General features: G+C 41.1%; 22 protein-coding genes. 10 read left to right on the plus strand and 12 right to left on the minus strand.

What is annotated here, in order from left to right:
- Positions 1-137: 137 nt before the first annotated feature.
- Both N780_RS04205 and N780_RS04210 read left to right on the plus strand, forming a co-directional pair.
- Positions 138-1,274 carry a sensor histidine kinase gene (locus N780_RS04205; protein WP_036780406.1) on the plus strand — a complete coding sequence of 379 codons (1,137 nt, stop codon included), beginning with the start codon at positions 138-140 and terminating at the stop codon, positions 1,272-1,274.
- Positions 1,271-1,870: a response regulator transcription factor gene (locus N780_RS04210; protein ID WP_036780408.1), complete on the plus strand. Its 600-nt coding sequence runs from the start codon at positions 1,271-1,273 to the stop codon at positions 1,868-1,870. The genes N780_RS04205 and N780_RS04210 overlap by 4 nt, the downstream gene beginning before the upstream one ends.
- Before the next feature lie 568 nt (positions 1,871-2,438).
- On the opposite strand, the gene N780_RS04220 is transcribed toward N780_RS04210, so the two are convergent.
- The 3 genes from N780_RS04220 to N780_RS04230 all read right to left on the minus strand — a co-directional run bounded on the left by N780_RS04220 (position 2,439) and on the right by N780_RS04230 (position 4,905).
- A complete protein-coding gene (locus tag N780_RS04220; protein ID WP_036780416.1) occupies positions 2,439-2,873 on the minus strand; it encodes a universal stress protein in 435 nt (144 codons plus the stop codon).
- Positions 2,874-3,087: 214 nt separating this feature from the next.
- Positions 3,088-4,185, minus strand: coding sequence for a DEAD/DEAH box helicase (locus N780_RS04225; protein ID WP_052114881.1), 1,098 nt, complete (start codon positions 4,183-4,185; stop codon positions 3,088-3,090).
- Positions 4,186-4,593: 408 nt separating this feature from the next.
- On the minus strand, positions 4,594-4,905 hold the full coding sequence (locus tag N780_RS04230; protein WP_036780419.1) for a hypothetical protein: 312 nt from the start codon (positions 4,903-4,905) through the stop codon (positions 4,594-4,596).
- A gap of 500 nt (positions 4,906-5,405) precedes the next feature.
- Here N780_RS04230 and N780_RS04235 point away from each other — a divergent pair, with 500 nt between their 5' ends.
- The 3 genes from N780_RS04235 (at position 5,406) to ahpF (ending at position 9,374) form a co-directional block, all read left to right on the plus strand.
- Positions 5,406-6,917, plus strand: a complete 1,512-nt coding sequence (locus N780_RS04235; RefSeq protein WP_036780421.1) for a lipase family alpha/beta hydrolase — start codon at positions 5,406-5,408, stop codon at positions 6,915-6,917.
- A 350-nt stretch (positions 6,918-7,267) separates the two neighbouring features.
- The gene (gene ahpC / locus N780_RS04240; protein WP_036780434.1) at positions 7,268-7,831 is read left to right on the plus strand and encodes an alkyl hydroperoxide reductase subunit C; all 564 of its coding nucleotides are present in this window, start codon (positions 7,268-7,270) and stop codon (positions 7,829-7,831) included.
- 13 nt (positions 7,832-7,844) lie between these two features.
- The gene (ahpF, locus tag N780_RS04245; RefSeq protein ID WP_036780435.1) at positions 7,845-9,374 is read left to right on the plus strand and encodes an alkyl hydroperoxide reductase subunit F; all 1,530 of its coding nucleotides are present in this window, start codon (positions 7,845-7,847) and stop codon (positions 9,372-9,374) included.
- Positions 9,375-9,456: 82 nt separating this feature from the next.
- On the opposite strand, the gene mqo is transcribed toward ahpF, so the two are convergent.
- On the minus strand, positions 9,457-10,995 hold the full coding sequence (mqo, locus tag N780_RS04250; protein ID WP_036780436.1) for a malate dehydrogenase (quinone): 1,539 nt from the start codon (positions 10,993-10,995) through the stop codon (positions 9,457-9,459).
- Between the two features lie 232 nt (positions 10,996-11,227).
- Positions 11,228-11,425 carry a hypothetical protein gene (locus tag N780_RS04255; RefSeq protein WP_198135830.1) on the minus strand — a complete coding sequence of 66 codons (198 nt, stop codon included), beginning with the start codon at positions 11,423-11,425 and terminating at the stop codon, positions 11,228-11,230.
- 274 nt (positions 11,426-11,699) lie between these two features.
- On the opposite strand from N780_RS04255, the gene N780_RS04260 reads away from it, so the two are divergent.
- Together N780_RS04260 and N780_RS04265 are read left to right on the plus strand one after the other, a co-directional pair.
- Positions 11,700-12,611 (plus strand): ABC transporter ATP-binding protein, encoded by a 912-nt coding sequence (locus N780_RS04260; RefSeq protein WP_036780439.1) that lies wholly within the window; start codon positions 11,700-11,702, stop codon positions 12,609-12,611.
- A 17-nt stretch (positions 12,612-12,628) separates the two neighbouring features.
- Positions 12,629-13,372 (plus strand): ABC transporter permease, encoded by a 744-nt coding sequence (locus tag N780_RS04265; RefSeq protein ID WP_036780440.1) that lies wholly within the window; start codon positions 12,629-12,631, stop codon positions 13,370-13,372.
- A gap of 81 nt (positions 13,373-13,453) precedes the next feature.
- On the opposite strand, the gene N780_RS04270 is transcribed toward N780_RS04265, so the two are convergent.
- Positions 13,454-13,732: a hypothetical protein gene (locus N780_RS04270; protein ID WP_036780443.1), complete on the minus strand. Its 279-nt coding sequence runs from the start codon at positions 13,730-13,732 to the stop codon at positions 13,454-13,456.
- 761 nt (positions 13,733-14,493) lie between these two features.
- On the opposite strand from N780_RS04270, the gene N780_RS04275 reads away from it, so the two are divergent.
- Complete coding sequence (locus tag N780_RS04275; protein WP_036780446.1) at positions 14,494-15,492, plus strand: tRNA dihydrouridine synthase; 999 nt, start codon at positions 14,494-14,496, stop codon at positions 15,490-15,492.
- 94 nt (positions 15,493-15,586) lie between these two features.
- On the opposite strand, the gene N780_RS04280 is transcribed toward N780_RS04275, so the two are convergent.
- The 5 genes from N780_RS04280 to N780_RS04300 all read right to left on the minus strand — a co-directional run bounded on the left by N780_RS04280 (position 15,587) and on the right by N780_RS04300 (position 20,249).
- Positions 15,587-16,057, minus strand: coding sequence for a peptide-methionine (S)-S-oxide reductase (locus tag N780_RS04280; RefSeq protein WP_036780448.1), 471 nt, complete (start codon positions 16,055-16,057; stop codon positions 15,587-15,589).
- Positions 16,058-16,156: 99 nt separating this feature from the next.
- The gene (gene rlmH / locus N780_RS04285; RefSeq protein ID WP_036780452.1) at positions 16,157-16,636 is read right to left on the minus strand and encodes a 23S rRNA (pseudouridine(1915)-N(3))-methyltransferase RlmH; all 480 of its coding nucleotides are present in this window, start codon (positions 16,634-16,636) and stop codon (positions 16,157-16,159) included.
- Between the two features lie 100 nt (positions 16,637-16,736).
- Positions 16,737-17,363, minus strand: a complete 627-nt coding sequence (locus N780_RS04290) for a hypothetical protein (protein WP_036780455.1) — start codon at positions 17,361-17,363, stop codon at positions 16,737-16,739.
- A gap of 13 nt (positions 17,364-17,376) precedes the next feature.
- Positions 17,377-18,570 carry a ParM/StbA family protein gene (locus tag N780_RS04295; protein ID WP_036780457.1) on the minus strand — a complete coding sequence of 398 codons (1,194 nt, stop codon included), beginning with the start codon at positions 18,568-18,570 and terminating at the stop codon, positions 17,377-17,379.
- 377 nt (positions 18,571-18,947) lie between these two features.
- Positions 18,948-20,249 (minus strand): Glu/Leu/Phe/Val family dehydrogenase, encoded by a 1,302-nt coding sequence (locus N780_RS04300; protein ID WP_052114883.1) that lies wholly within the window; start codon positions 20,247-20,249, stop codon positions 18,948-18,950.
- 138 nt (positions 20,250-20,387) lie between these two features.
- Here N780_RS04300 and N780_RS04305 point away from each other — a divergent pair, with 138 nt between their 5' ends.
- Both N780_RS04305 and N780_RS04310 read left to right on the plus strand, forming a co-directional pair.
- Positions 20,388-21,797 (plus strand): NAD-dependent malic enzyme, encoded by a 1,410-nt coding sequence (locus tag N780_RS04305; protein ID WP_036780461.1) that lies wholly within the window; start codon positions 20,388-20,390, stop codon positions 21,795-21,797.
- A 13-nt stretch (positions 21,798-21,810) separates the two neighbouring features.
- Positions 21,811-23,292 (plus strand): Na+/H+ antiporter NhaC family protein, encoded by a 1,482-nt coding sequence (locus N780_RS04310; RefSeq protein WP_036780468.1) that lies wholly within the window; start codon positions 21,811-21,813, stop codon positions 23,290-23,292.
- Positions 23,293-23,332: 40 nt separating this feature from the next.
- Here N780_RS04310 and N780_RS04315 read toward each other — a convergent pair whose 3' ends face one another.
- Complete coding sequence (locus tag N780_RS04315; protein ID WP_036780470.1) at positions 23,333-24,715, minus strand: FAD-binding oxidoreductase; 1,383 nt, start codon at positions 24,713-24,715, stop codon at positions 23,333-23,335.
- Positions 24,716-24,872: the final 157 nt, after the last annotated feature.

Raw genomic sequence — 24,872 nt, forward strand, 5'->3', positions numbered from 1 at the left:
CGCCAAACCAAAATTGTATTTCCCTAATAAATGTTGCCCGAAAATGAATTAAAAAGGCAATGAGTGACAGGGAAAACCGAAGTAAGATATGCTTAATTGAGATTAAAATAAACAAATACGGAAAGGAGGAAAATGTTGTGCAAAATTGGTTTCACATCATCCCTAAAAATACCGGTCTGAGCACGTATGTATGGATCATCTTCTGTTTACTGCCCTTTTTCTTTATATTCCGGTCTTCATCTGTAACAGAAATTTTATTCGGTATATTAATGATCGCTTTGTTTTTCGTTGCTTATTTACGTTCATTTAACTCTGAGAGTGGGTTTGCCTACGTTTGGGTTAGTATTGAGATTGCCATTAGCCTAATCATGACCTTGTTGTTTGGCTATGTGTACTTTTCATTATTTCTAGCATTCTTTATTGGGAATATCCAACATAAGGGAGGATTTCTGTCTCTCTATATTGTACATCTAACTACAACACTCGCTGCAGCAACCACCGTCTATATTGCTCAGAACGAGTCCCTATTTCCACAACTCCCTTTTATTATCATTACCATTATCGGCGTCATCCTTTTGCCCTTTACCATTCGGTATCGCAACCAACAGCAGAAGCTTGAAGGTCAGTTAGAGCATGCAAATGAAAGGATTTCTCAACTTATGGTGATTGAAGAAAGGGAAAGGATCGCGAGAGATCTTCATGATACTCTAGGTCAGAAACTCTCTCTCATAGGTCTTAAAAGTGATTTAGCAGGCAAACTGATTCACGTTAAACCTGATAACGCGGTAAAAGAAATCCAAGATATAAACCAAACAGCAAGAACGGCTTTAAAAGAAGTACGTGAAATGGTTTCAAATATGAGGGGATCTAAACTAGATGACGAAATCTTTCGTGTCCAGCAGATTATAGAAGCAGCAGAGATGACCTTTACACTTGAAGGAAACCCAGAGCTTTCTCATACTCCCTTGTTAGTGGAAAATGTCCTTAGCATGTCCTTAAAAGAAGCTGCCACGAATATTGTTAAACATAGTCAGGCAAAGACTTGTCACGTAACGATTCAGCAATCAAGTGAGGAAGTGATGATTGAAGTAAGAGATGATGGAGTGGGGATCTCTGAAAAAATTGAATCATTAAAAGGACATGGACTTCAAGGAATGAGAGAGCGCTTGGAATTCGTTAATGGAACGTTAGATATACAAAGCTCAAACGGCACAACCCTAACAATCCGTGTACCAAATGTTGCACACCAAACAGAAGAGGAGGGATCGATGTGATACGGATAGTCATTGCAGAAGACCAGCGCATGATGCTCGGGGCCCTTGGTGCGCTCTTAGATCTTGAAGAAGGAATGGAAGTTGTAGGCCAGGCTAATAACGGTGAAGAAGCTTGTAAGCTCGTCAGGGAACAAAAGCCTGACGTGTGTATTATGGATATTGAAATGCCGACGAAAACTGGATTAGATGCTGCTGAAGAACTAAAAGATGAGGATTGCAAGATCATTATTCTCACAACATTTGCGAGAGCCGGTTACTTCGAACGCGCCCAAAAAGCAAGAGTAAGTGGCTATTTATTAAAAGATAGTCCTAGTGAAGAACTGGCTACGTCTATACGCAGAATCATGGATGGCCAACGCATTTTTGCCCCAGAACTTGTTGACCTTGCCTACGGAAATGAAAATCCATTAACCGAACGAGAAAAGCAGGTCATGCAGCTTATGGCTGATGGAAAGAATACCAAGGATATATCAAACGAACTTTATATCACTCCCGGGACAGTACGCAATTACATCTCTGTGATTTTAGATAAGCTCGAAGTCAGCAACCGAATTGAAGCAATCGCGCGTTTTAAGGAAAAAGGCTGGTTTAAATAAGTTGGTTTTGTTTGTTGATTATTAGAGATACGTTTCCGTTAGCTTTATTGGGGCGTAAGGTGGGCCTGGAAACCACTCGCTTTCCTGTGGGGAGCTGGTGAGCCTCCTCAGCCGGCACGCCGGCCTGCGGGGTCTCACCTAGGCTCTTCTACCCACGGGAGTCTCGCAGTTTCCAGGCCCACCTTTTCTATATTTGGCTGAACGGAAACAAGCCATTTGAGAGATAGGGCCACCCGATGCGCTCGAAGGGCCGTTAACCTATTTATGCCAGGGCTTGCTCGGGGACTGCGAGACTCCCGCGGGATAAGGAGCCTAGGGAAGACCCCACAGAGAGCGAAAGCGAACGAGGAGGCTTCCCAGCTCCCCGCAGGAAAGCGAGTTGTCCCCGAGCAAGCCCGACCACTCATCAAACGCAACGGCCCTTTCCTGCTAAACTATCTCAGCTTCGATTTTCCGCATAAGGGGGCTTATGTGGAGAAGGCTAGCAATAGTGGCGAAATAAAGAGGAGACCTCCCATGATGGTGGGAGCTCTCCTCTTTATTGATATCCGAAGGTTTTTCATCACTCTTATTTCATAACGAGCACGGGACAAGTAGCATGCTGGACAATGTTATTACTTACACTGCCAAGAATCATCTTCTTCACATTCCCAAAGCCACGATTACCGACAATGATTAAATCCATGTTCCGTTCTTTGGCATAGTCACAAATTCGTGCACCTGCATTTTTTTCAACCTTACCGACGATTACATCGGTGATGACCTCTACGCCTTCTTCTTTCATTTCTTCTTTGAGGCGGTTCATGTCGGTCCGGTATTGTTCGGCTAATTCATTTCCGATACTTTTAGACATTTGTGCATTGGTGAAAGGACCTGACGTGCGCACAACAGAAACGACGTGAATTTCTGCATCTGGAGCATCAGCTGCCTGGCTTTTTGCCTCTTGTAATGCCTGTTTACTCATTGCACTACCATCATATGCTACGAGGATTTTCTTACGCATGATCAACCCTCTCCTTTGCCATAGAGTGTGTGTTTATACTTATATTTTAACATATTTTATCAGACACTTCAGAGTATAAAGTCTTCTCTAATCGGTTCTTTATTCCTGATGCGCTTTAGAGAACTCCGCGTCTAAATAAAAACCGTTCAAAGGGAATCCCCTGAACGGTTTTTGCAGCACTCACTTAATCATATTATTTCTGTAAGATGATTAGCTAGAGTTGCTTTCTCTTAAGTTTTTGAGATATGCCTTTTTCAATTGCAGAAAGCATTTGTTGATCTTTAGGAGCTGTAAATGTAATGGCAACACCGTCATCACCGGCACGTCCTGTCCTTCCAATCCTGTGAATATAGCTTTCAACATCTTGTGGAATATCATAGTTATAGACGTGTGTTACTCCTTCTACGTCTAAGCCTCTTGAAGCTACATCCGTTGCTACTAGTAATTGAACCTTTGCTTCTCGGAACTGTTCCATTACTTTTTCACGCTTCTTTTGAGATAGGTCTCCGTGCAATTCATCAACCTGATATCCCATGGCTTTTAACTCACCGTAAAGTTTACTCACCCGTCTCTTTGTACGGCAGAAGACTATTCCTAAGAAAGGTTGTGTTTCTTTAATAACCTTTCGGAGCGCTTCTTGTTTTTTACGATCCGTCGTCTCGACCACGAATTGTTCAATTTCTTCCACAGTCCGCCCTTTTGCCTGAATGCGAACTTGTTTTGGGTGACGCATAAATTTGTATGCTAATTTGTTAATATCAGATGGAAGGGTCGCAGAAAATAGCGCCATTTGTTTAACGTTCGGAGTACTACGCACAATGGTCTCGACATCTTCAAAGAAACCAAAATGAAGCATCTGATCCGCTTCATCTAGTACAAGAGAGGAAACGTTCGATAGATCAATTGTTCCTCTTCGCATATGGTCTAAAAGGCGCCCTGGTGTACCAATGACAACCTGAGTTTTATCTAGTTTTTTCACTTGCTGCTGTACATCTTTACCGCCATAAACAGCAAGCACACTAACCCCTTCAGAGAGTCGTTCCAACTCAGCGGTCAGCTGAAGAGCCAACTCCCTCGTAGGTGCAACAATAAGAGCCTGTATAGTAGGGTCTTCTTTATTAATCTTCTCGAGTAATGGCAGTAAAAAGCCATACGTCTTACCAGAACCAGTTTGAGCTTGAGCAATTACGTCATGTCCTTCTAACATCAAAGGGATGACTTCCGATTGAATATCTGTTGGAGTTGTAATCCCCATTTCTTTCAATCGCATAATATACATTTCATGCAAGTTAAATTGATTAAAACTATTCAAAGGCGTATCCTCTTTCTTTTTTCATCGTATCCTTCTATTGTATCACTCTCTAAGAATACATATATACCTTTTCTTATAGCGAAAGTCTTCCAAAGTACTATAAGACATGGGTAAAAAGAGTACGAGTAACACGTACTCTTCCCCACTACGATCCCCCCTTTGTTTCATCTATGTTCACGATCGCACCTTAGTCCGCAGAGGTGCGTTCATCTTCCCATTTCTCTCTCCTCTCTCCCACCAAAGGAATCATCCCTTCTGAATAATCTATTTTAAACGCTCCATTCCCCCCTTAGAAAGCGTTAACGAACACCAGCCTATAAACGTTTGGAACGTATGGTCCACACCCCTTCCTTTGAAGTAAATAAACCACTCAAATACTTGGTCAATGACGGTAAAGTCTACCTGTCATTAAGACACACTTGGCAACTCATTAGATCTTGACCGAACCCTGACCAAATACACGATAAGCTCGTCGATTTTCCCTCTCGGACTCCCCCTGGCCTTACACCAGAACTCTTTGGCCTGACATAAACTATTCATCGATCGGAAATCAAGAACTCCTTCTCTTCCCTTATATCCTCCACTTTGAACAATTTCTTGTGCAAAGCTTCTCACCGACACATTATTGAGGAATTCCTTCGAAACCGTAACAACTTTCACAACAGAAGCTAAGCTCATAACCCACATCATACTCCAAACAATCGCAACCATTCTTTTCATCTTACATCTCCTCCTCTTATTTTCCCTTTGTGTTTCATTTGCCTATGCCTATTAAATTGGACGAAATCTCTCTATTTCCTTTTTGATTCGTTCCTCAAATAGCGGCATGGTTTTACAGAATGGCTACAATTGTCGTCGCTCAAGTAAGAATCTTAGCCAGAGTCGACTTCACAAGTGCTAACTCTCTTAGATCCGACATGATTTTAATGATATCTTTTCAATAAAAAAACATGCTCATAAAAAAGAATTTTATAAATCAGGGGAGGAAGAGGCAACAAACTCTAAAATCCATGCATAATTCGCTTTGTTTTAGACCAGCGCTTTCTGCAACTAGAGAACAAGAGCATGATTTTACAGCCCCTAACAAAAGAATAAAACCGCAACCAATTACCCAACTTCTAACCGTCCCTTTGGTCTATTTTTGGAAAGTTGGTGCTAACATGAACTCAATTGTCCATATATATTATGGTTTGAGTTTAATTACAGAGAGGAGATTGCTCATGAAAAAGGTAACGCATCTGTTGATCCTTCTAACCTTATTCGTTCTCATGATTCCCTCAATTACTTTGGCAGGATCTATAAAAGAAGGAGGTGAAGCTGGTACTCCAGGGGAATGGTGGGCCGGCGAATCCTCTTCCTCTATTTCCCCTTCCAATCACCCCATTCTGTTTGTTCATGGCTTAAATAGTTCATCAACTACGTGGACAATTAATAATGATATGGATGAAACCGCCTATGGAGCTGGATATGAAACAGCCTTTATTGACCTCTATCCCACAAAGGATATGTGGGAGAACGGCGCTATGCTTGCCCAAAAAATCAAAGAAATCTCTAACTATTTCGGAGAAAAAGTAGTTGTCGTCGCTCATAGCAAAGGAGGGATCGATACACAAGCAGCTCTTGTCCATTACGGAGCTGATCCATATGTAGAGAAGGTTATTACACTTTCCTCCCCTCATTATGGATCTCAGCTAGCTGATTTAGCCTACAGCAGTTGGGCAGGTTGGCTATCTGGGATTCTGGGAAGTAAAAACGATGCCACCTACTCCCTGCAAACAGGTTATATGGATTACTACCGTTCTGTAACAGATAAACAATCCAATGTGCTAGATACACCAATCTATACGCTAGGCGGAACAAAATGGGGGAGTTTCGGCAGTTCACTGTACTGGGGTGGATTATACTTAAGTCCTTATGGCAGTAACGACGGGGCTGTAACCGTAAATAGTTCTCGCCTCCCATATGCTACAGAAATTAAAGTCGGCGATTGGAATCACACGACGATTAAAGAGGGGTCCTCTACCTTCTTCCTATTTGAGGACTACCTAAGCGAAAATGTTAATTCATTCACTAACCTACAAGTCAAGGATACAAGGATCAACCATGAAGATACAGAGAGTGATGACCGGTATGCGAATAGCTATACCCATGGCGGCTCTTATAAAGGGAACACACAAGAAACCATTGTAGTGGAACCAGGTGTAGACGCTATTACTATTGATTGGATCAGTGAACAATCAGAGACAACACTTCAATTAGCATCTCCGGATGGAAAGTCTTACACTGCTTTTCACGTAAATGAAGATGAGACTGAATATCTGAATGGCGCTTACCACCATTCAACTACTATAAAGAGTCCTGAAGCAGGGAAATGGACCCTATCCGCAAGCAATAAACATACGGAGCACTTTTTGTTAAACGTTACCTATAATAGTTCTCTTAACAGCAACCTTACTGCTAACATTCGTAACGGAATGGTCCACATCAACTCAAAAGACCGTAAACTAAAAGTAAAAACGGATATGACCGTTTCCTATTACAAGAAAGGGAAGTTGAAACAGGTGAAAGTGAACCCAAGAGCGTCCAAAAACTCTTATAGACTGCCAAACCTCGGAGAAGGCATTTATAATATGACACTTAATATAAAGGGAACACTGGACCAACACCCTGTTGAGAGAACAATGATTCAGTCCGTATATGTGGATGAAAACGGGCAGTTATTTGGACATTAAACCCTAACTATTTTATGATAAAAACGCCTGCTCCTTTAAAAGTGAGCAGGCGTTTTTTCATATGCATATCCATATAGGTTTTCGTACAAAATAGAATGCTCAGACGTTTAGCAGTGCACCAGATTAGGTAAGAATATAAGTATGAGAATGATAATCGAACCTTTTCGTTCTAACTACCGTTAACGTATACGTTTCAAAACTAGTTTTCGCATACAATCGCTTCAGAGCATATCAAGAGCTAAAATATGCCTGAACAGCTTGACAAATTTCCGAATGTATATAATAATAGTTTTTGAATTATAATAATTTTAAATTAATAACTTTTACACAAAACAGAGGAGGATTTTTTCATGTCATTAATCGGTACTGAAGTACAACCATTCAACGCAAAAGCATTCAAAAACGGTGAATTCGTTGATGTAACAGAAGAAAACTTTAAAGGTCAGTGGAGCGTTGTTTGCTTCTACCCTGCAGACTTTTCATTCGTTTGCCCAACTGAACTTGAAGACCTTCAAAACGAATATGCTGCACTTCAAGAACTAGGTGCTGAAGTTTACTCTGTTTCTACAGATACTCACTTCGTTCACAAAGGTTGGCACGATAGCTCAGAAAAGATTAACAAGATCACTTATACAATGATCGGTGACCCTTCTCAAACAATTTCTCGTAACTTTGAAGTACTAAACGAAGAAGAAGGTCTTGCTGATCGCGGTACTTTCATCATCGATCCAGATGGCGTTATCCAAACTGTAGAAGTTAACGCAGGCGGCATCGGCCGTGACGCAAGTAACCTAGTAGGTAAGATCAAAGCAGCTCAATACGTTCGCCAGAATCCAGGCGAAGTTTGCCCAGCTAAATGGGAAGAAGGTTCTGAAACCCTAACACCAAGCCTAGATCTAGTAGGTAAAATCTAAAGGAGTGCACAATATGCTTGAAGCAGATATTAAAGCTCAATTAAACCAATATCTCGAACTATTGGAAAGCGATATCGTGCTTAAAGTTAGTGCAGGTTCTGATAAAGTATCAAAAGACATGCTAGCTCTTGTTGAAGAGCTAGCTTCTATGTCTTCTAAGATTACATTCGAGGAAGCACAATTATCCAGAACGCCTAGCTTTAGTGTGAATCGCGTCGGAGAAGATACTGGAGTTACGTTCGCAGGTATTCCTCTTGGACATGAATTTACTTCTTTAGTCCTTGCTCTTCTACAAGTTAGTGGCAGAGCACCTAAGGTTGACCAAAGCGTTATTGATCAAGTTAAGAATATTAAAGGTGAATATCACTTTGAAACCTATGTTAGCTTAAGCTGTCATAATTGTCCGGATGTCGTACAAGCCGTAAACATGATGAGTGTTTTAAACCCTGGCATTACGCATACAATGATCGACGGTGCAGCGTTTAAAGAAGAAGCTGAAAGCAAAAACGTTATGGCTGTTCCTTCCTTGCATCTTAACGGAGAATTCTTGAGCGGTGGTCGCATGACACTAGAAGAAATCTTAGACAAGATTGTTGAAGGTCCTAGCGCTGAAGAGTTCAGCAATAAAGACCCATATGATGTACTAGTTGTAGGTGGTGGTCCAGCTGGTGCGAGTGCGGCCATTTATGCAGCTCGTAAAGGAATTCGCACAGGCATTGTAGCTGAACGTTTCGGTGGTCAAGTACTAGACACGATGAGTATTGAAAACTTCATTAGTGTTTCTAGCACAGAAGGACCGAAGCTTGCTGCTAGTCTTGAAGAACACGTAAAGGATTACGACATTGATGTAATGAACCTTCAACGTGCAAGCCGCTTAGAGAAGAACGGCGGTATGTTCGAACTTGAACTAGATAACGGTGGCGTTCTTAAAAGTAAGAGTGTAATCATCTCAACTGGTGCTCGCTGGCGTCAAGTTGGCGTTCCAGGTGAAGAAGAGTTTAAAAATAAAGGTGTTGCGTACTGTCCACACTGTGATGGTCCATTATTTGAAGGTAAAGACGTAGCTGTTATTGGCGGAGGTAACTCCGGTATAGAAGCAGCTATTGATCTTGCTGGAATTGTGAAGCATGTGACAGTTCTTGAGTTTGCTTCAGAACTTAAAGCTGACCAAGTCTTACAAGACCGCGCAAATAGTCTTCCGAATGTAACCATTCACACAAATGCACAAACGACAGAAATTACAGGTGACGCTAACGTTAATGGCATTACGTATGTGGACCGGGAAACGGGCCAAGAGAACCATGTGAAGCTTGAAGGTGTGTTCGTCCAAATCGGACTTGTTCCGAATACGGAATGGCTAGACGATTCCATTGAGCGTAACCAAATTGGCGAGATTGTTGTCGATAAACACAATTCCACAAACGTACCTGGTCTGTTTGCAGCAGGTGATGTGACAGACGTTCCAAATAACCAAATCATTATTTCTATGGGCACAGGAGCAAATGCTGCATTAGGCGCATTTGATTACTTGATTCGCAACTAATAATGATTAACTAAAAAGTCGCTACTCCTCTAGGGGGTAGCGACTTTTTTTATAGAAACTGGATGCACAAGCGAAGTATTTTCTATGATGTCTTGCTAATTTCACTTTCGTCTGTTGAAAGATAACTATGGAGAGGCTTTTTATTTAAGCCTAGTGCCTCATCAGTAGTCTTATGAATGTCCTTAAGAAGCTCTGGATGTTCAGCTAATATTAAACCATAAGAAGGGATCATTTCTTTTATTTTCGGCTCCCATTCTTTAATCTTTTGAGGGAAGCATTTTTCCATTAACTCTAGCATAACGTGAACGGCTGTAGAGGCACCTGGAGAAGCTCCCAAAAGTGCTGCGATCGAGCCATCTGAAGAACTAACTACTTCTGTACCAAACTGCAAGGTACCTTTCCCCCCTGAGTCTGTATCTTTAATGACTTGTACACGTTGACCTGCTACAGCTAGACTCCAATCCTCGCTTTTGGCATTTGGAATAAACTCTCTTAATTCTTCCATACGCTTTTCTTTTGAGGAGATCACTTGTTCAATCAAATACTTTGTTAGGGAAGCATTCTTCACACCTGCTGCTGACATCGTCACAAGGTTATCCGATTTCACCGATGTAAACAGATCAAGCAAGGAACCCGTTTTTAAGAACCTTGGAGAAAAGCCCGCAAACGGACCAAATAATAAAGATTGCTTATTGTTAATATACCTTGTATCCAGATGGGGCACAGACATTGGCGGGGCCCCTACTTTTGCTTTGCCATATACTTTTGCCCGGTGCTCAGCAATTACTTCAGGATTATTACACACCATGAATAGCCCGCTTACAGGAAATCCACCAATATGTTTTGATTCAGGTATACCAGTCTTTTGTAATAGGTGAAGGCTACCTCCACCACCACCAATAAAGACGAAATTGGTGATATGGTATTCAATTCGCGCCTGCTCACGATCATATACTTTCACTTCCCATGTTCCGTCACTTAACCTCTTAATATCCTCTACACTATGCTTATAATTGATCTCAAGATTGTTATCTTCTAAATGATCAAACATCTTACGTGTAATCGTTCCGAAATTTACATCTGTCCCAGAATCCATCTTAGTTGCTGCCACTGCTTCATTGGATGAACGATCCTTCATCATTAATGGCATCCATTCCATTAACTGCTTCACGTCATCGGAGAACTCCATCCCTTGAAACTGCGGATGAGTTGACATGGTTTGGTAGCGCTTTCTCAAGAATTCCACATTCTCTTTCCCTTGTACGAAACTCATATGGGGTAATGGCATGATGAATTCTTGTGGATTTTGGATACGACCTTGGTTTACAAGATAAGACCAAAATTGTTTAGAAACTTGAAATTGTTCATTTACTTTTATAGCTTTTGAAATATCAATTGAGCCATCTTCTTGTTCTTTTGTGTAATTCAGTTCACATAATGCAGCATGCCCCGTGCCTGCATTATTCCATACGTTCGAGCTTTCCTGCCCGGCACCATCGAGCTTTTCAAACACTCTGATTTTCCACTCCGGTACTAGTTCCTTTAGCAAAGATCCCAATGTGGCACTCATAATGCCTGCACCAATTAAAATAACGTCAGTTTTCGCATAGTTTTTACTCATTAGCCTATACTCCCTATGTCTTGCAGAAAAAATGTAGCCTATATCCCCGCCCCGGGGTACTACACCTCTTCTAGTTATTTTCAATCTACTACTAGTGTACCACTTTCCAAAAATATTGAAAATTACTTCTATTGCAACATTATAGTTTACTGTCTTTACATCGATGGAGTAGATTACCTACATTATGAACGTTTTTCTTAGGTTCGATACGGTTATAAGGGAAAAAATCCCGCTACTTATACTTCCTAGAATAAATAAAGGCAGTAAGCGGTTGAACAACAAAGGTCAGTCCAACAACAATAAGTAAAGGATAATTCTCGATGTTACTTAAATCACCTACTCCTTCAGATACAAATAATATTAAACCAGACAGAATCATTAGCACATAGTAACTGATTTTAGTGCTTTGCGTTTCTATATGATGCTCCAATTCATCTTTCTCTTTATCCCCCTGCAAATCTATTTGTCTTTCCCATGTACATCTCCCTTTTATTTGTATTGATTTGAGGTCTTCTCGAATATAAATAATTGATCAACTGTCGTGTGAAGGTGCTGCGACAATTTAGTGTCAGAAGTTTTTTACATTGTCGCTATAGTTTTATAGATTATCATTATCCCCTAAAATATTGAAACCCCCATACTCATAATTTCGTATATGCGTACCGAACGCACTTAGCCCAGGGAGTGAGAAAGGAGAAAGAGAAATGATTAGTGTTGAGAATATCAATAAGCAGTATGGTTCCGTTCAGGCACTAGATAGTATCAGCTTTAAGATTGAAGAAGGAACGTGCTTTGGTTTGGTTGGACCGAATGGGGCCGGTAAATCGACGCTTATGAAAATTTTATCTGGAATTTTACTTAATTTTAATGGGGATATTCAAGTCAGAGAATGGAAGGTGTCTAAAGATCGGCTTAAGATTAAACAGCAAATCGGGTATATTCCCCAGGAAATTTGCTTAGAGGATACGCTGACAGCTCAAGATAATTTGATTCTTTTTGGTAACCTGTATGGATTAAAAGGAAAAGCGTTGCAGCTTCGAATAGATGAAGTGCTCGATCAGATCGGGTTAAAAGACAGGGCTAAGGATAAGGTCATTACATTCTCAGGAGGCATGAAGCGACGTCTAAATATTGGCTGTGCGCTTTTACATAAGCCGAGCATTATTATTATGGATGAGCCCACTGTAGGTATTGATCCGCAATCACGAAATTCGATCTTTTCCATTATTCATCAACTGAAGGCTGAGGGAAGCACAATTATTTACTCAAGCCACTATATGGAGGAAGTCGAGCAACTGTGCGACAGTATTGGTCTTATCGATAAGGGACAGCTTATGGAGATTGGGCGAATGGAGGAATTGTTAGAAAAGTACGCTATGCCTTCATTATTTATCTCAGGAGACAACATTGAGACCGAGATGCTTCAACGTTTTGGAAAGGTAGAATCGAAAGGTAATGGCTACTTACTCAATAGTGATGACCCACTTCTTACTCTGGAGAAATTGGTGACGTACTGCCGAGAACATCGTATAGAGCCGCGCAGACTCGAACTCTATCACCCAAGATTAGAAGATATATTCTTCAATTTAACTGGTACCCAATTAAGAGATGCTTAAGAAAAGGAGGAACAGATATGTGGGCAATTGCTCGTACTGAATTGAAAAAGACCATTCAGGATAAAGGACTATGGTTTTGGACATTTGTTCTCCCGGTTATTTTCATCGTTGCTTTTGTAGCGATTTTTTCTGGAGATGAGAGCCAAAGCTATAAAGAAGTCGTGACTCAGATTATTCCTGGATATACGATCATGTTTGCTTTCTTTATCATGATTTCAATGGTCATAGCTTTTGTAAAAGATAGAGAGCGAGGAATGGTTGCAAGGATTGCTAGCACACCTCTATCGATCCACCACTATTTTTTCGGCAAATGGCTGCCGTTCATCATTATCGTACTTATTCAAATTGCAGTTTTGTTCGGATTTGGCGTCGTTGTGTATGACCTTCCGCTCGGAAACCCTTTAGCTCTTATTCTATTATCCTTATCTCTCGCTTTTATCGTAACCGGATGGGGCATGGCCATGGCTGTAATTGTTAGAACGGAAAATATGGGCATCGCCCTAACACAGATTCTCGCCTTAGGCGGAGCATTACTCGGTGGGCTTTGGATGCCAGTCGAGTTTATGCCTGAAGTCGTGCAAAACATTAGTAAAGCCCTGCCTCAATACTGGGCGCTTCAAGGATATAAAGAGGTTATTCTCTCTAACGGTGGGATGGCTGACATATGGCTGAATGTGCTGATCTTAGTTCTTGCTGGTGTGGCAGGTGGTATAATCGCCCTACTTTCTTACCCACGTTTCTTAAGACAATCCCGAAGCTAGTTTTCAATTAAAATAACCCCCAGGCATGAAGGCCTGGGGGCTTTTGGAAATGGATAGGAATACTTTAATCCATACTAAACATTAATCCGTATGTGGAAGTCCTTTTATAACAAAGTCGACACCTTCGCTTGATTCTTGTAGGTCTAATTCTATGTCTTTGGCTACATCTTGCATAGAAGATTCAATAGAAACCCGAATTCCATTTACCTCTTGTTTAATATCGGATTCAGCTGGCTCTTCAAGCCCAAGACCGAGTTGAGTTCCCCCACACCCTCCTGCAGCAAAAAACCTAAGGTTTGACGACTCTTCCTCATCGATTATTTGAAGCAATTGCTCTTTTGCCTCGTTTGAAATTTTCATTTAGATCTCTCCTATCTATGCTTCTTATTTTGAATATGCTCATGCTTGTGCTGACTATGATCTCTTCCATATAAGCCCCCCCTTATGTGGAAGGCTCGAAGTTGAGAGAATGCTCCCGTTTGCTCAAATTGAGAATAAGGTGGTTCGGGAAATCACTCGCTTTCCGCGGCGAGCTGGGAAGCCTCCTCGTTCGCTACGCTCTCTGTGGGGGCTCCCCTAGGCTCCTACTGCCGCAGGAGTCTCGCAATTTCCCGAACCACCTTTGCTATATATAGAGGGAACGGAAGCATGCTACGTAAGGGGGCGGATAGTTGAATCACCGCCATACTAGAGCTGAGGGGGCGTTATACATCTTCTGATAAGGGGGGGGCTGGGGAACGGGGAGACTCCTACGGGAGAAAGAGGTCGCCGAGACCCCGGAATGAACGAAGTGAGTGAGGAGGCTCGACAGCTCGCCCGTGGAAAGCGAGTCGTTCCCCAGCCCCCCTAACACTCAATAAACGTAACGGCCCCACACAAAATAAAGTGTTTCAGCTTCGAGTCTTCATGATTACGCCCTATTCTTGAGGAAACACTGAAAATTTTAACATATATTGAAAGAAGCGTCTTCGTTAAAACATTTGGTTCCCTTGCACTTTTCGCCCGATACTATTAAAGTATATAATGATGGATTTCTATATAAAATGGAAATCAATTAGAAAAAATATTTTCACTTTTAACTTTGGGAACATGTTTCCCTTAAGGAAAGGGTTCAGATATATATGAAAGATAATTTTTGGCATGAGTTGCCGCGACCGTTTTTTGTTTTAGCACCAATGGAAGCTGTGACGGATGTCGTTTTTCGTCATGTCGTAAGTGAAGCTGCGAGACCTGACGTGTTTTTTACAGAGTTTACGAATACAGAAAGCTACTGCCATCCAAGAGGAAAAGACAGCGTACGCGGGCGTCTGACGTTCACGGAAGATGAGCAGCCAATTGTAGCCCACATTTGGGGAGATAAGCCTGAGTACTTCCGACAAATGAGCATCGGTATGGCCGAGATGGGATATCGTGGAGTCGATATTAATATGGGCTGTCCTGCGCCAAATGTTGCAACGAAAGGGAAAGGATGCGGACTAATCCGTCGACCGGATGTTGCAGCTGAAATTGTACAGGCTGCTAAAGCAGGAGGCCTTCCAGTAAGCGTGAAAACCCGCCTAGGTTACACAGAAGTTGAGGAGTGGCACGACTGGTTGAGGCACCTGTTAGAACAGGATATCGCTAACCTTTCCATCCACCTTCGTACGAAAAAGGAAATGAGTAACGTGGACGCTCACTGGGAGCTGATTCCGGAGATTAAGAAGCTTCGTGACGAAGTTGCCCCTGATACGCTTCTGACAATCAACGGGGATATTCCTGACCGTCAGAAGGGACTTGAACTCGTTGAAAAGTATGGAGTAGATGGTGTAATGATTGGGCGAGGTGTCTTCCATAACCCGTTCTGCTTCGAAACAGAGAAGAAAGAGCATACCAGCGAGGAGCTGCTTGACCTTCTACGTCTACAGCTTGACCTTCATGATAAATACTCAGAGGAGCTAGAACCGCGTCTTTTCAAACCACTTCGCCGCTTCTTTAAGATCTATGTTAAAGGCTTCCGAGGAGCGAGTGAGTTAAGGAATCAGCTAATGAGCACTGAATCTACCGATGAAGTCCGTGCTTTGCTTGATGAGTTTACGGAGAATAAGGGAGTGGAAGAAGAGAAAGGTTTTTCTATTTCTTAAGTGAATTTCGCTTTCTTTCCTTCAAGCTAATATTTTATATACGAAAAGAGAGGAAAGCCATTTAGGTCTTCCTCTCTTTTTTCATTAGACAAGCTCACTTGTATTTCCTTAATAATTCTTTCGGAATATGACAATAATCATCTGGACATTTGGTTAGCCGATCTTGATGCTCTTCCGCACTTCTCACATAGTTTGTAAGAGGTAAAACTTCCACAACAATACGGCCAGAGTCGTTTCTCTCCCTTATAAACACTTTCGCCTCGTTTAAATGTGCAGGGTTTTCACTATACACACCTGTTCTATATTTCACCCCAACATCCTCTCCTTGTTGATTCAGGCTATAGGGATCAATAATCTCAAAGAAATACCCCATCAATTCTTTAATGTTCACAACCGTCGGATCAAATGCTGTTTTGACACATTCTGCGTAGCCGTCATATTCACCGTCTAGTGTATAACTCGTTCCGTTCGCTCTTCCCGCTTCTGTTGACGTAACGCCGGGCAATGTTTTAATGAATTCTTGTACACCCCAGAGACATCCACCCGCAAAATAGACTGTTTCCATAGTAATTCACCTCTTTATTTAAACAATTACTCGAATTCTAATTTCAATAACCATTTCAATTTAATTCTTTTACCTTTGTTTTATTCCTTAATCTATTCTCTATTTGTGGTACGGCTCACCTCTATTAATCCTAAATGCACGATAAATCTGTTCTAATAGTACAAGGCGCATCAACTGATGAGGGAGAGTCATTTTAGAAAAGGACAAGGCAAAGTCAGAACGATTCATGACCTCATCACTTAAACCTAGAGACCCCCCTATAATAAAGGTCACTTTGCTTTTCCCGTAAGTAGCAAGCTGGTCTAATTCTTTGGCTAATTTCTCTGAGGTGAGCATTTTCCCTTCAATCTCAAGCGTAACGACGTGGGCGTCAGGATTGACCTTAGCAAGAATTCTCTCTCCTTCTTTTTGCCTCACTTCTTCCATCTGCGCTTCACTTAAGTTTTCTGGAGCTTTCTCATCTGGTACTTCGATTAAATCAATAGAGGCATAGGGACCGAGTCGTTTCTCATACTCTTGTATACCTTGTTTTAAATATTTTTCCTTAAGTTTTCCAACAGAAATAATGGTGATCTTCATAGCGTTACTCCTTCATTTCTTTTCTTATTTGTATCGTATCATGAAACATTGTAAGAGCATAAAAAACCCCAAAGCCTTTAAAAGCTTTGGGGGGGCTGTTTTACTTATTCATGGAGGAAAAGAAGTCTGCTAGTGGGTCATCTTCGTCGAACTCCACTTTTTCTTCCTTCTTATGAATATCCTCTTGCAAGTGATCAAGATTAATATCATCAAGATCATCATCTGTTGTCCAGTTCTCCTCAGAGGCGGATGCCGCTTCATTTGCTTGCCAATTATGTTGTTCATGTGGCAAAGCTTCACTCTGACCAGAGGCTATCGATTGGGACTTCGTTTGAATAGCGGCCTCTACTTGTTCTTGGAGTTCTAACACATCATCAAAATCATAAGCATTGTTGTGTAACGATGCATAAAGAGAGGTAGCGCGAATAGGATCCATGAGCAGTTGATAGAGAATACTTCCGATCAAAGCCTCTGAATGCTCGTGCTTAAGCCAATTCCGCTGTTCTTTCGTTAATGATTTCGGTAAAGAAACTGTAACGGTTTCTTTCTCCTTAGAACGTGTTTCTGATACGCCTTGTAAAACGTACTGAGCGATTCGACTGGAGAAGTTTCGCTTTTCTGTTTCCTTCAGATGTTGGAGTTGTTTTAAAACGTAATCTGGTGTATCTGAGGGAATGCGAAACGTAATTGCCTGGCCTCGTTGAACACCTTTTTTAGAATCTCCCATGAAATCTTCCTATCTACTTAGCAGAAGTTGCTTCTTGTTTTTGCTTCTCCTGTTTTTTATCTCTGTTTGTCTTTCGCACGAAATCCGACACAAGCTTGTAATACGCATTAGCCATCATCCAAATGCTCTCATTTTCGTCTTCAAAGAATTCAATATTAAATCCATCAAGACTATTATTTAGTGATTTCAAGTAGTCTTTTAATACAGCAGAGCCGCCTCCAACAAAGTAGCAAATCTCAGATTGAGAATTTCTCTGCCATACGTTACGCAGGTAACGATATTGCTTCTTAGCCAATTCTAAAAGGATGCGATCCGTAATATCATGGACGCTTGTCCGACTTCCTTTTACCATGATATGATGACGATCATTTTTACGCGTAATAATATCGACGACATCACGACGACTATCTAACTCTACTCCGTGTTTGGTACGGATTTCGTCTCGTATAGCTTCTAACGATTCTGCTACACCTAAGTTAAATCCTTGAGCTTTATCGTCATCGACGTTGCGGTTACGTATTACAGCGATATCTGTTGATAGACCACCAATATCCTGAATTAAAATCTGTTTATCTATTAAATCCTTATTAATTACATTTAAATCATTATCCATTACTAGGTTTACAAATGCTGCAAAGCCTTCTGGATAGACTTTCACTTCATCAAACTTAATATTAACTTTCATACCTTGATATCTAGGAGTGACAAGAAACTCTACCTGGTGCACCGATCCTAGTAGTTGAGAGCGATAGCCTACGTCTTTTCCTTCTTTTACTTCTCTAAGTGGTAATCCTGTTCCAAGCGTGTAATTCGCTTCGACTACATTACGGTTATTTCCGTGATGCTTTTGTGACCCTTCTTCTCTTGATACAGCATCAAGAGCTAAGGAAGCAAATAGCATCACAAGCGTCTGATCTTCTTCTGATTTGCTACTTCCTGGATCTAGCTCAGTAGGGTTACTACCTTTTGTTGCTAGATTACCTACACGATAAATTGCGTTATTATCCTTTAGTGCAGGTGAATGCACGCGGATATGTAGGTTATCTACAGGATCTTTTTCGTCTAGTTCCTCTATTCCAATTACAGGACGATCTTCAATATCTCTCGCAATAACATTTGGAATGTAAAGCTCCGAATCTAATTTACCAAACAATGCCTTAAGGGCATCATTACCAACATCTACAGCTGCAATTCTTGAATTTGTCATGAAACTAGCTCCCCTTCTTTTTTGAAGTTAATGACTAGAGTCTCTCTCTTCCGTTAATTAAAAGATATAGAAGATTTAGACAACAGTCAATGTCTTCTTTTGTCGACAATTCTGTATACATGTGTACGTTTTTTGTTTACATGTATACGTTATATGTATACATGGCTTTATAACGGTATGTATACATACTTGTACACTTGTATACGTAATTGTGTACTTTATGTTTACAATTTTGTATACATGTTTTCTATTTTGTATACAAGTAAACATTTTTGTACACATGGAGGCTTGTCCCACAAGCCAAAAAAGAGAGAAGATGAATCACCTCTCTCTTCCTTTCATATCTATTCGTTTAACGTATTCAAATTGTGACCACGTTACAGTTTTGAAAGATCTCCGTTTTGTATCCAGCCTCTAGCTTGAAGAGCCAGTACGAGGTGTCGAATACCCACCATATAAGCAGCTTGACGCATTTCACAGCCCTTATTTTCTTTCATCTCATATACACGCTTAAAGGCAGCAATCATTTTCTCTTCAAGCTCTTTATTTACCCTCTCTTCCTTCCAGTAATAGTTCATTGTATTCTGTACCCATTCAAAATACGATACAGTTACACCCCCGGCGTTACATAAGATATCCGGAATAATAAAAGTCCCCTTCTCCTCTAGGATCCTGTTCCCTTCTGGAGTTGTTGGTCCGTTAGCCGCTTCTGCTACAATCTTTGCTTGGATTGAAGGGGCCGTTTCACTTGTAATTTGATTCTCTAATGCGGCGGGTATGAGTATATCTACAGGAAGAGCAAACATCTCCTCATTTGAGATGGATTCACACTCTTTAAAATCGGCAATAACATTCCCCTCCCCTATGAACTCTAATAAAGCTGGAATGTTCAAGCCCTCTTCTTTGTATATCCCTCCAGAGACATCTGTTACAGCTACAACTTTAACACCTGATTCATGTAAGAATTTCGCTGTTGCACTCCCCACATTTCCAAACCCCTGTAAGGCAGCCGTAGCCCTAGATAAATCTATATTTAAAGCATTCGCGGCTTCTCGTATGTGAATAACAACACCACGCCCCGTGGCATCTAAACGTCCTTCAGACCCTCCTATAATAATAGGTTTTCCTGTAATAAGTCCTGGTATATTATAGCCGCGAAGCTTGTCGTATTCATCAATCATCCAAGCCATAATTTCAGGCGTTGTGTTCATATCAGGAGCAGGAATATCCTTTTCAGGACCAATGACTGGCGTTATCTTTCGAATGTAGCTCCTACTTAACTCTTCTAGATCTCTTTGATTTAAGTCTTCAGGATTTACAATAACCCCTCCCTTACCACCTCCAAGTGGTAATTCAATAATAGCTGACTTTAGAGACATCCAAATAGAAAGAGCTTTCACTTCATCAAGGGTAACGGATGGGTGAAACCGGATCCCTCCCTTACAAGGCCCTAGTACATCCAAGTGCTGAGAACGGTACCCTGTGTAATTTTCAACAGAACCATCTTCTTTTCGTATAGGAATGGAGACTTCCATCACTCTCATGGGTTTTTTTAATATATGGTATATACTTTCATCCAAACCTAACTGCTCTACTGATTCACTTAGTAATTTTTTCACAATCTCATAAGGATTTTGATCATGTGTAGAAATATCTGCTTCTGCTTTATGCTTTTCCATAGCTTTCCCTACCTCTCGTACGGTTACATATTCCTAATGTGTCACTGAAACTGCTTCCTTATGTAAGGATCCGTTATATTTATTTACTCATTTGGAAAGATAAGAACACCATTTGTTAAAGAGAGGACAATAATCAAGATGAGTAAAGCAAGCATGAGTTTTATACTAAGACTGAAATTAGATAAGCAGACAGCTTCTTTTGGAAAAATTGCGACCGTTATTAGCTCAAGCGGCGGGGATCTAGTCGCAATAGACGTTATAAAGGAGAACAAACAAACTACCCTTCGAGATTTAAGTATTAACGTTGATCAAAAGGATGCTCAAAACCTTATCATCAATGAGTTAAGAAAGTTAGAAGGAATTTCTATTCAACATACAACAGATCGAACGTTTCTTGCCCATTCTGGCGGTAAAATACATGTCGTACCTAAAGTCAAAATCGATAACCGAGATGATATGTCTAGAGTATACACGCCGGAAGTCGCCAGAGTATGCGAAGCCATTGATCAAGATGTCGAACGCGCTCATGAGTATACAATCAAGAAAAATGCTGTCGCTGTCATCTCAGATGGAACAGCCGTACTTGGTCTAGGCAAAATCAAACCGGAGGCTGCGATGCCTGTTATGGAAGGCAAAGCTATGCTCTTTAAACAGTTTGCAGATATTGATGCTTATCCTATCTGCTTGGATACCCAAGATCCTGAAGAGATTATTACCATTGTTAAAGCCCTTAGGCCTACATTCGGGGGGATCAACTTAGAAGACATTGCTTCTCCAAACTGTTTCTCGATTGAACAACGTCTTAAGCAGGAATTAAACATTCCCGTCTTCCACGATGATCAGCACGGTACAGCCATTGTTGCGCTTGCAGGCTTATTAAACGCTCTTACACTTGTTTCTAAACCTATTGAGACTTGTAAAATCATTGTATGTGGCATAGGAGCTGCTGGGATGGCCATAACGAATATGCTCTTAAAAGCAGGGGCTACTAATGTTATCGGTGTCGACGTAGAGGGGGCCCTTCATTGCCGTAAAAAGTATGAACGACCTGGATGGAATGAATTTGCTAATAAAACGAATCCTAACAATGAGGAAGGAGAGTTATGCGAGGTCATTAAAGATGCAGATGTATTCATAGGTGTTTCTGCACCTGGACTTTTAACTCAATCTGACATCAAACAAATGGCTAAGTCTCCTATTGTATTTGCCCTCGCTAACCCTAATCCGGAGATTCAGCCTGAAGAGGCAAAGCCTTATGCAGCTGTCATTGCTACCGGAAGATCTGATTACCCCAATCAAGTCAATAATGTACTGTGTTTCCCCGGGATCTTCAGGGGAGCGTTGGATTGTCGTGCTAAAGAGATAAATGATGAAATGAAGCTTGCAGCAGCTAAAGCCATTGCTTCAACCATCCAAGAGGATGAGTTAGATGCAGAATATATCATCCCAAGTGTTTTTAATCGAGAAGTCGTGCCCTCTATTCGTCAAGCAGTCATAAACGCTGCCATTACAACTGGGGTGGCCCAAATAGAGCCTGATTCACATTGAAAGGAGAACACCTATGAATGAAGAAGATAAAAAACAACAGCAGGATGCAGAAGAGGCAATCGGGAAGAAAGATATTGGGTTCTTAGCGTTCCGTGGAGGCCCCTTCACAGCCACACTCCCCCTTGTGTTCTTCATCATTTGGGCAATCTCTTTAAGCGTGACAAAGCTAGTAACAGAAGAGGCCCTTGTTTTAGGTATGGTTATAGGAGTAGCAATCGGACTCTTTTTCTGTAAATCTGCTTGGAAGGATTACGCTCAAGGGCTAGTAGAAGGTATGGCTCAACCAATCGGTATTATTGCAGTGATTGCTTGGTTTTGGGCAGGGATGTTTGCTAAGCTTCTCGCAGCTGGTGGGCTAGTAGAAGGCTTGATATGGGTAGGATTTGAAACCGGACTTGAGGGAGGGTTTATCGCAGGACTGACTTTCCTTTTAGCTGGCGTCTTCTCAACAGCAGTTGGAACAGGATACGGTACCGTTGCGACCTTTGGTATTCTAATGTTTCCTGCTGGTATTATTTTAGGAGCTGACCCGGTTATTCTTTTAGCAGCTATATTAAGTGGAGCAGTCTTTGGTGATAACTTAGCTCCTGTATCAGATACAACAATTGTGTCTGCTACAACTCAAGAAGCCGATGTTCCAGGGGTCGTGCGTTCTCGTTTTAAGTACTCCATTACAGCAGCTATACCTGCCCTTATTTTATTCGTGATATTTGGAGGTGGAGAGCAGTCAGGAAATGAAGAAGCATTTCGGCAATTACAAGAGCAAGTTACTCCTACAGGCTTACTCATGCTCCTCCCTTTTGCTATTGTATTAATATTGGCTCTTTCAGGACGGCATTTGTTAACTTCACTAACTATTGGTATTGTTTCTTCTATACTCATGATTATTGTTATAGGAGTACCGCTTCGTAAAGTTCTCCATATTTATCGTAATGATGCAGGAGAGGCTGCAATTGGAGGAGCATTAATGAGTGGAATCGGAGGGTACTTTAACATGGCTATCCTCATTTTATTTATTCTAGCTGCAGCCCATCTTATGGAACTTGCAGGGACAATGGAAACCATAAAAAATTTCTTTCTTAAGATTATTAATGGTGTCGTAAAACGTGCTGAACTCTCGATCTTTGCCATTGTGGCTTTTTTAAATGTTTTTATTACAATTAATACTGCAGCAGAGATTACGGCAGGGCCTTTTGTACGAAAGATTGGGAAAGAATTTAATATTCACCCTTACAGAAGAGCAAATTTCCTCGATACTGTATCTTCTTCACTAGGATACATTTTCCCCTGGAGCGGTGGTGTATTATTAGCTTGGGCGACAATTAAAGGTGCAGCAAAGGATTATGATTTCTTACCAGTGGTTGGACCTACAGAAGTGTTTCCTTTCGTCTTTCAAGGTTGGTTTCTGTTACTGGTTATGTTTATATCAGCTATAACGGGCTGGGGACTTAGGTATGCGGGGAAAGACGGTGAAGAAATAAAACCTGAAAAATGATAATGAGGCTTCCCTTATAGGAAGCCTCATTTTTATAGCTCTATTCTGTTACTAGTTCACAATCACTTTTAGGATCAATATTATGGTTTACGTGAAAAATATTATTAGGATCATATTTTTGTTTAATGGCAACTAACCGGGCGTAATTCGAACCATAACTCTCCCGAATAATGGATTCGTCATTTTCAGTAAGGTTCAAATAGGATGTCTGCTCATAGGAATAAACTAAAAGAGACTGGCGCATCTCATCTATCCATTCCTTTGCCTTTTGGTCCTGGCCATCTTCATATATAACGTCCACTAGTAAAAGATACTGCCCACCACGTACATAATACGCATTTTCGTTAGTTGGGATTCGATTCATGTGCCCATGCGTTTCCCATAGTTGCACCATTGCAGGGGCAGGGGCTCCGTTCATTTGGGCTACAATTTGATCAAGTGCTTCTTCTGTTAGTTCTTCAAGATAGAGAGAGGTTCCTGCGATGTTGGCATTCTGAGGAACCATAGCATCCAACTTCTTCTGAAGCTCCACATACGGCATAACAGCCGTCATATCAGCCAGGGGCTGAGCCAATTCACGTAGAGGTTGTATAATAGGTTCGCCTTCTTCAGGAGACCCAGCATATATACCCGCTACTATAATAACTCGACGATGATGTAGGAATTCCGGAATGAAAGGAGCTGGTGGTAAATCAATAAGAGTTGCATTTACGCTAATTTCATCAGATGCAGCTTCTAGATATGTATTTAAGTTATGGAACACGGTTTTTACATCCTCGAAATCATACATGACATCAAGTGCTAACACTTCAGGTCCTATTTCATGAAGCTGAAATTCGAACGAGGTAACAACACCAAAGTTACCGCCACCTCCGCGAATGGCCCAAAACAGATCAGGATGCTCCGTGTCGCTCACCCTTATATGATCTCCATCAGCTGTGACTAAGTTAACAGCTTGAATATTATCACATGTTAATCCATACTTAGCCCGAAGATACCCTAGCCCACCGTTTAACGCTAATCCAGCCACACCTGTCTCGGATACGGTTCCAGTAGGTGTTGCTAGACCATACCTTTGTGTTTCTCTGTCAATATCAGCGAGTGTAGCTCCACCTTGCACACGTGCAATTCGTGAATTCTCATCCACTACCACTTCAGTTAGTTCAGATAGGTCAATCATAATTCCACCTTCTGTTACAGCGGTACCAGCAACATGGTGACCTCCACCCTTAATCGAAATTTCTAAATTATGTTCTCTTGCATAACGCACAGCACATACTGCATCTGCTTCTTCTTTACATACCACGATTATGCCAGGCCATTTATCCACAGCCGCATTCCAAATTTTCCGTTGCGTTTCGTACCCTTCATCACCTGAAATCAAAACCGAACCTTGTACTTGCTGTTTTAGTATATTAGTCATTTTCCTCTCCTTACATCATCTTTATAAATAGTACATTATATGTATGTTCATAAGTATATTATCAGTAATTTTCTTATTTTGGAATAAAATTCTTTAAAAAGGCTTTATGTGTAGTTCTTAAGAATTATGGCTAAAGAAATATAAAAAAACGACAGTT

The organism is Pontibacillus chungwhensis BH030062 (assembly GCF_000770675.1).
Lineage (GTDB): Bacteria > Bacillota > Bacilli > Bacillales > BH030062 > Pontibacillus > Pontibacillus chungwhensis.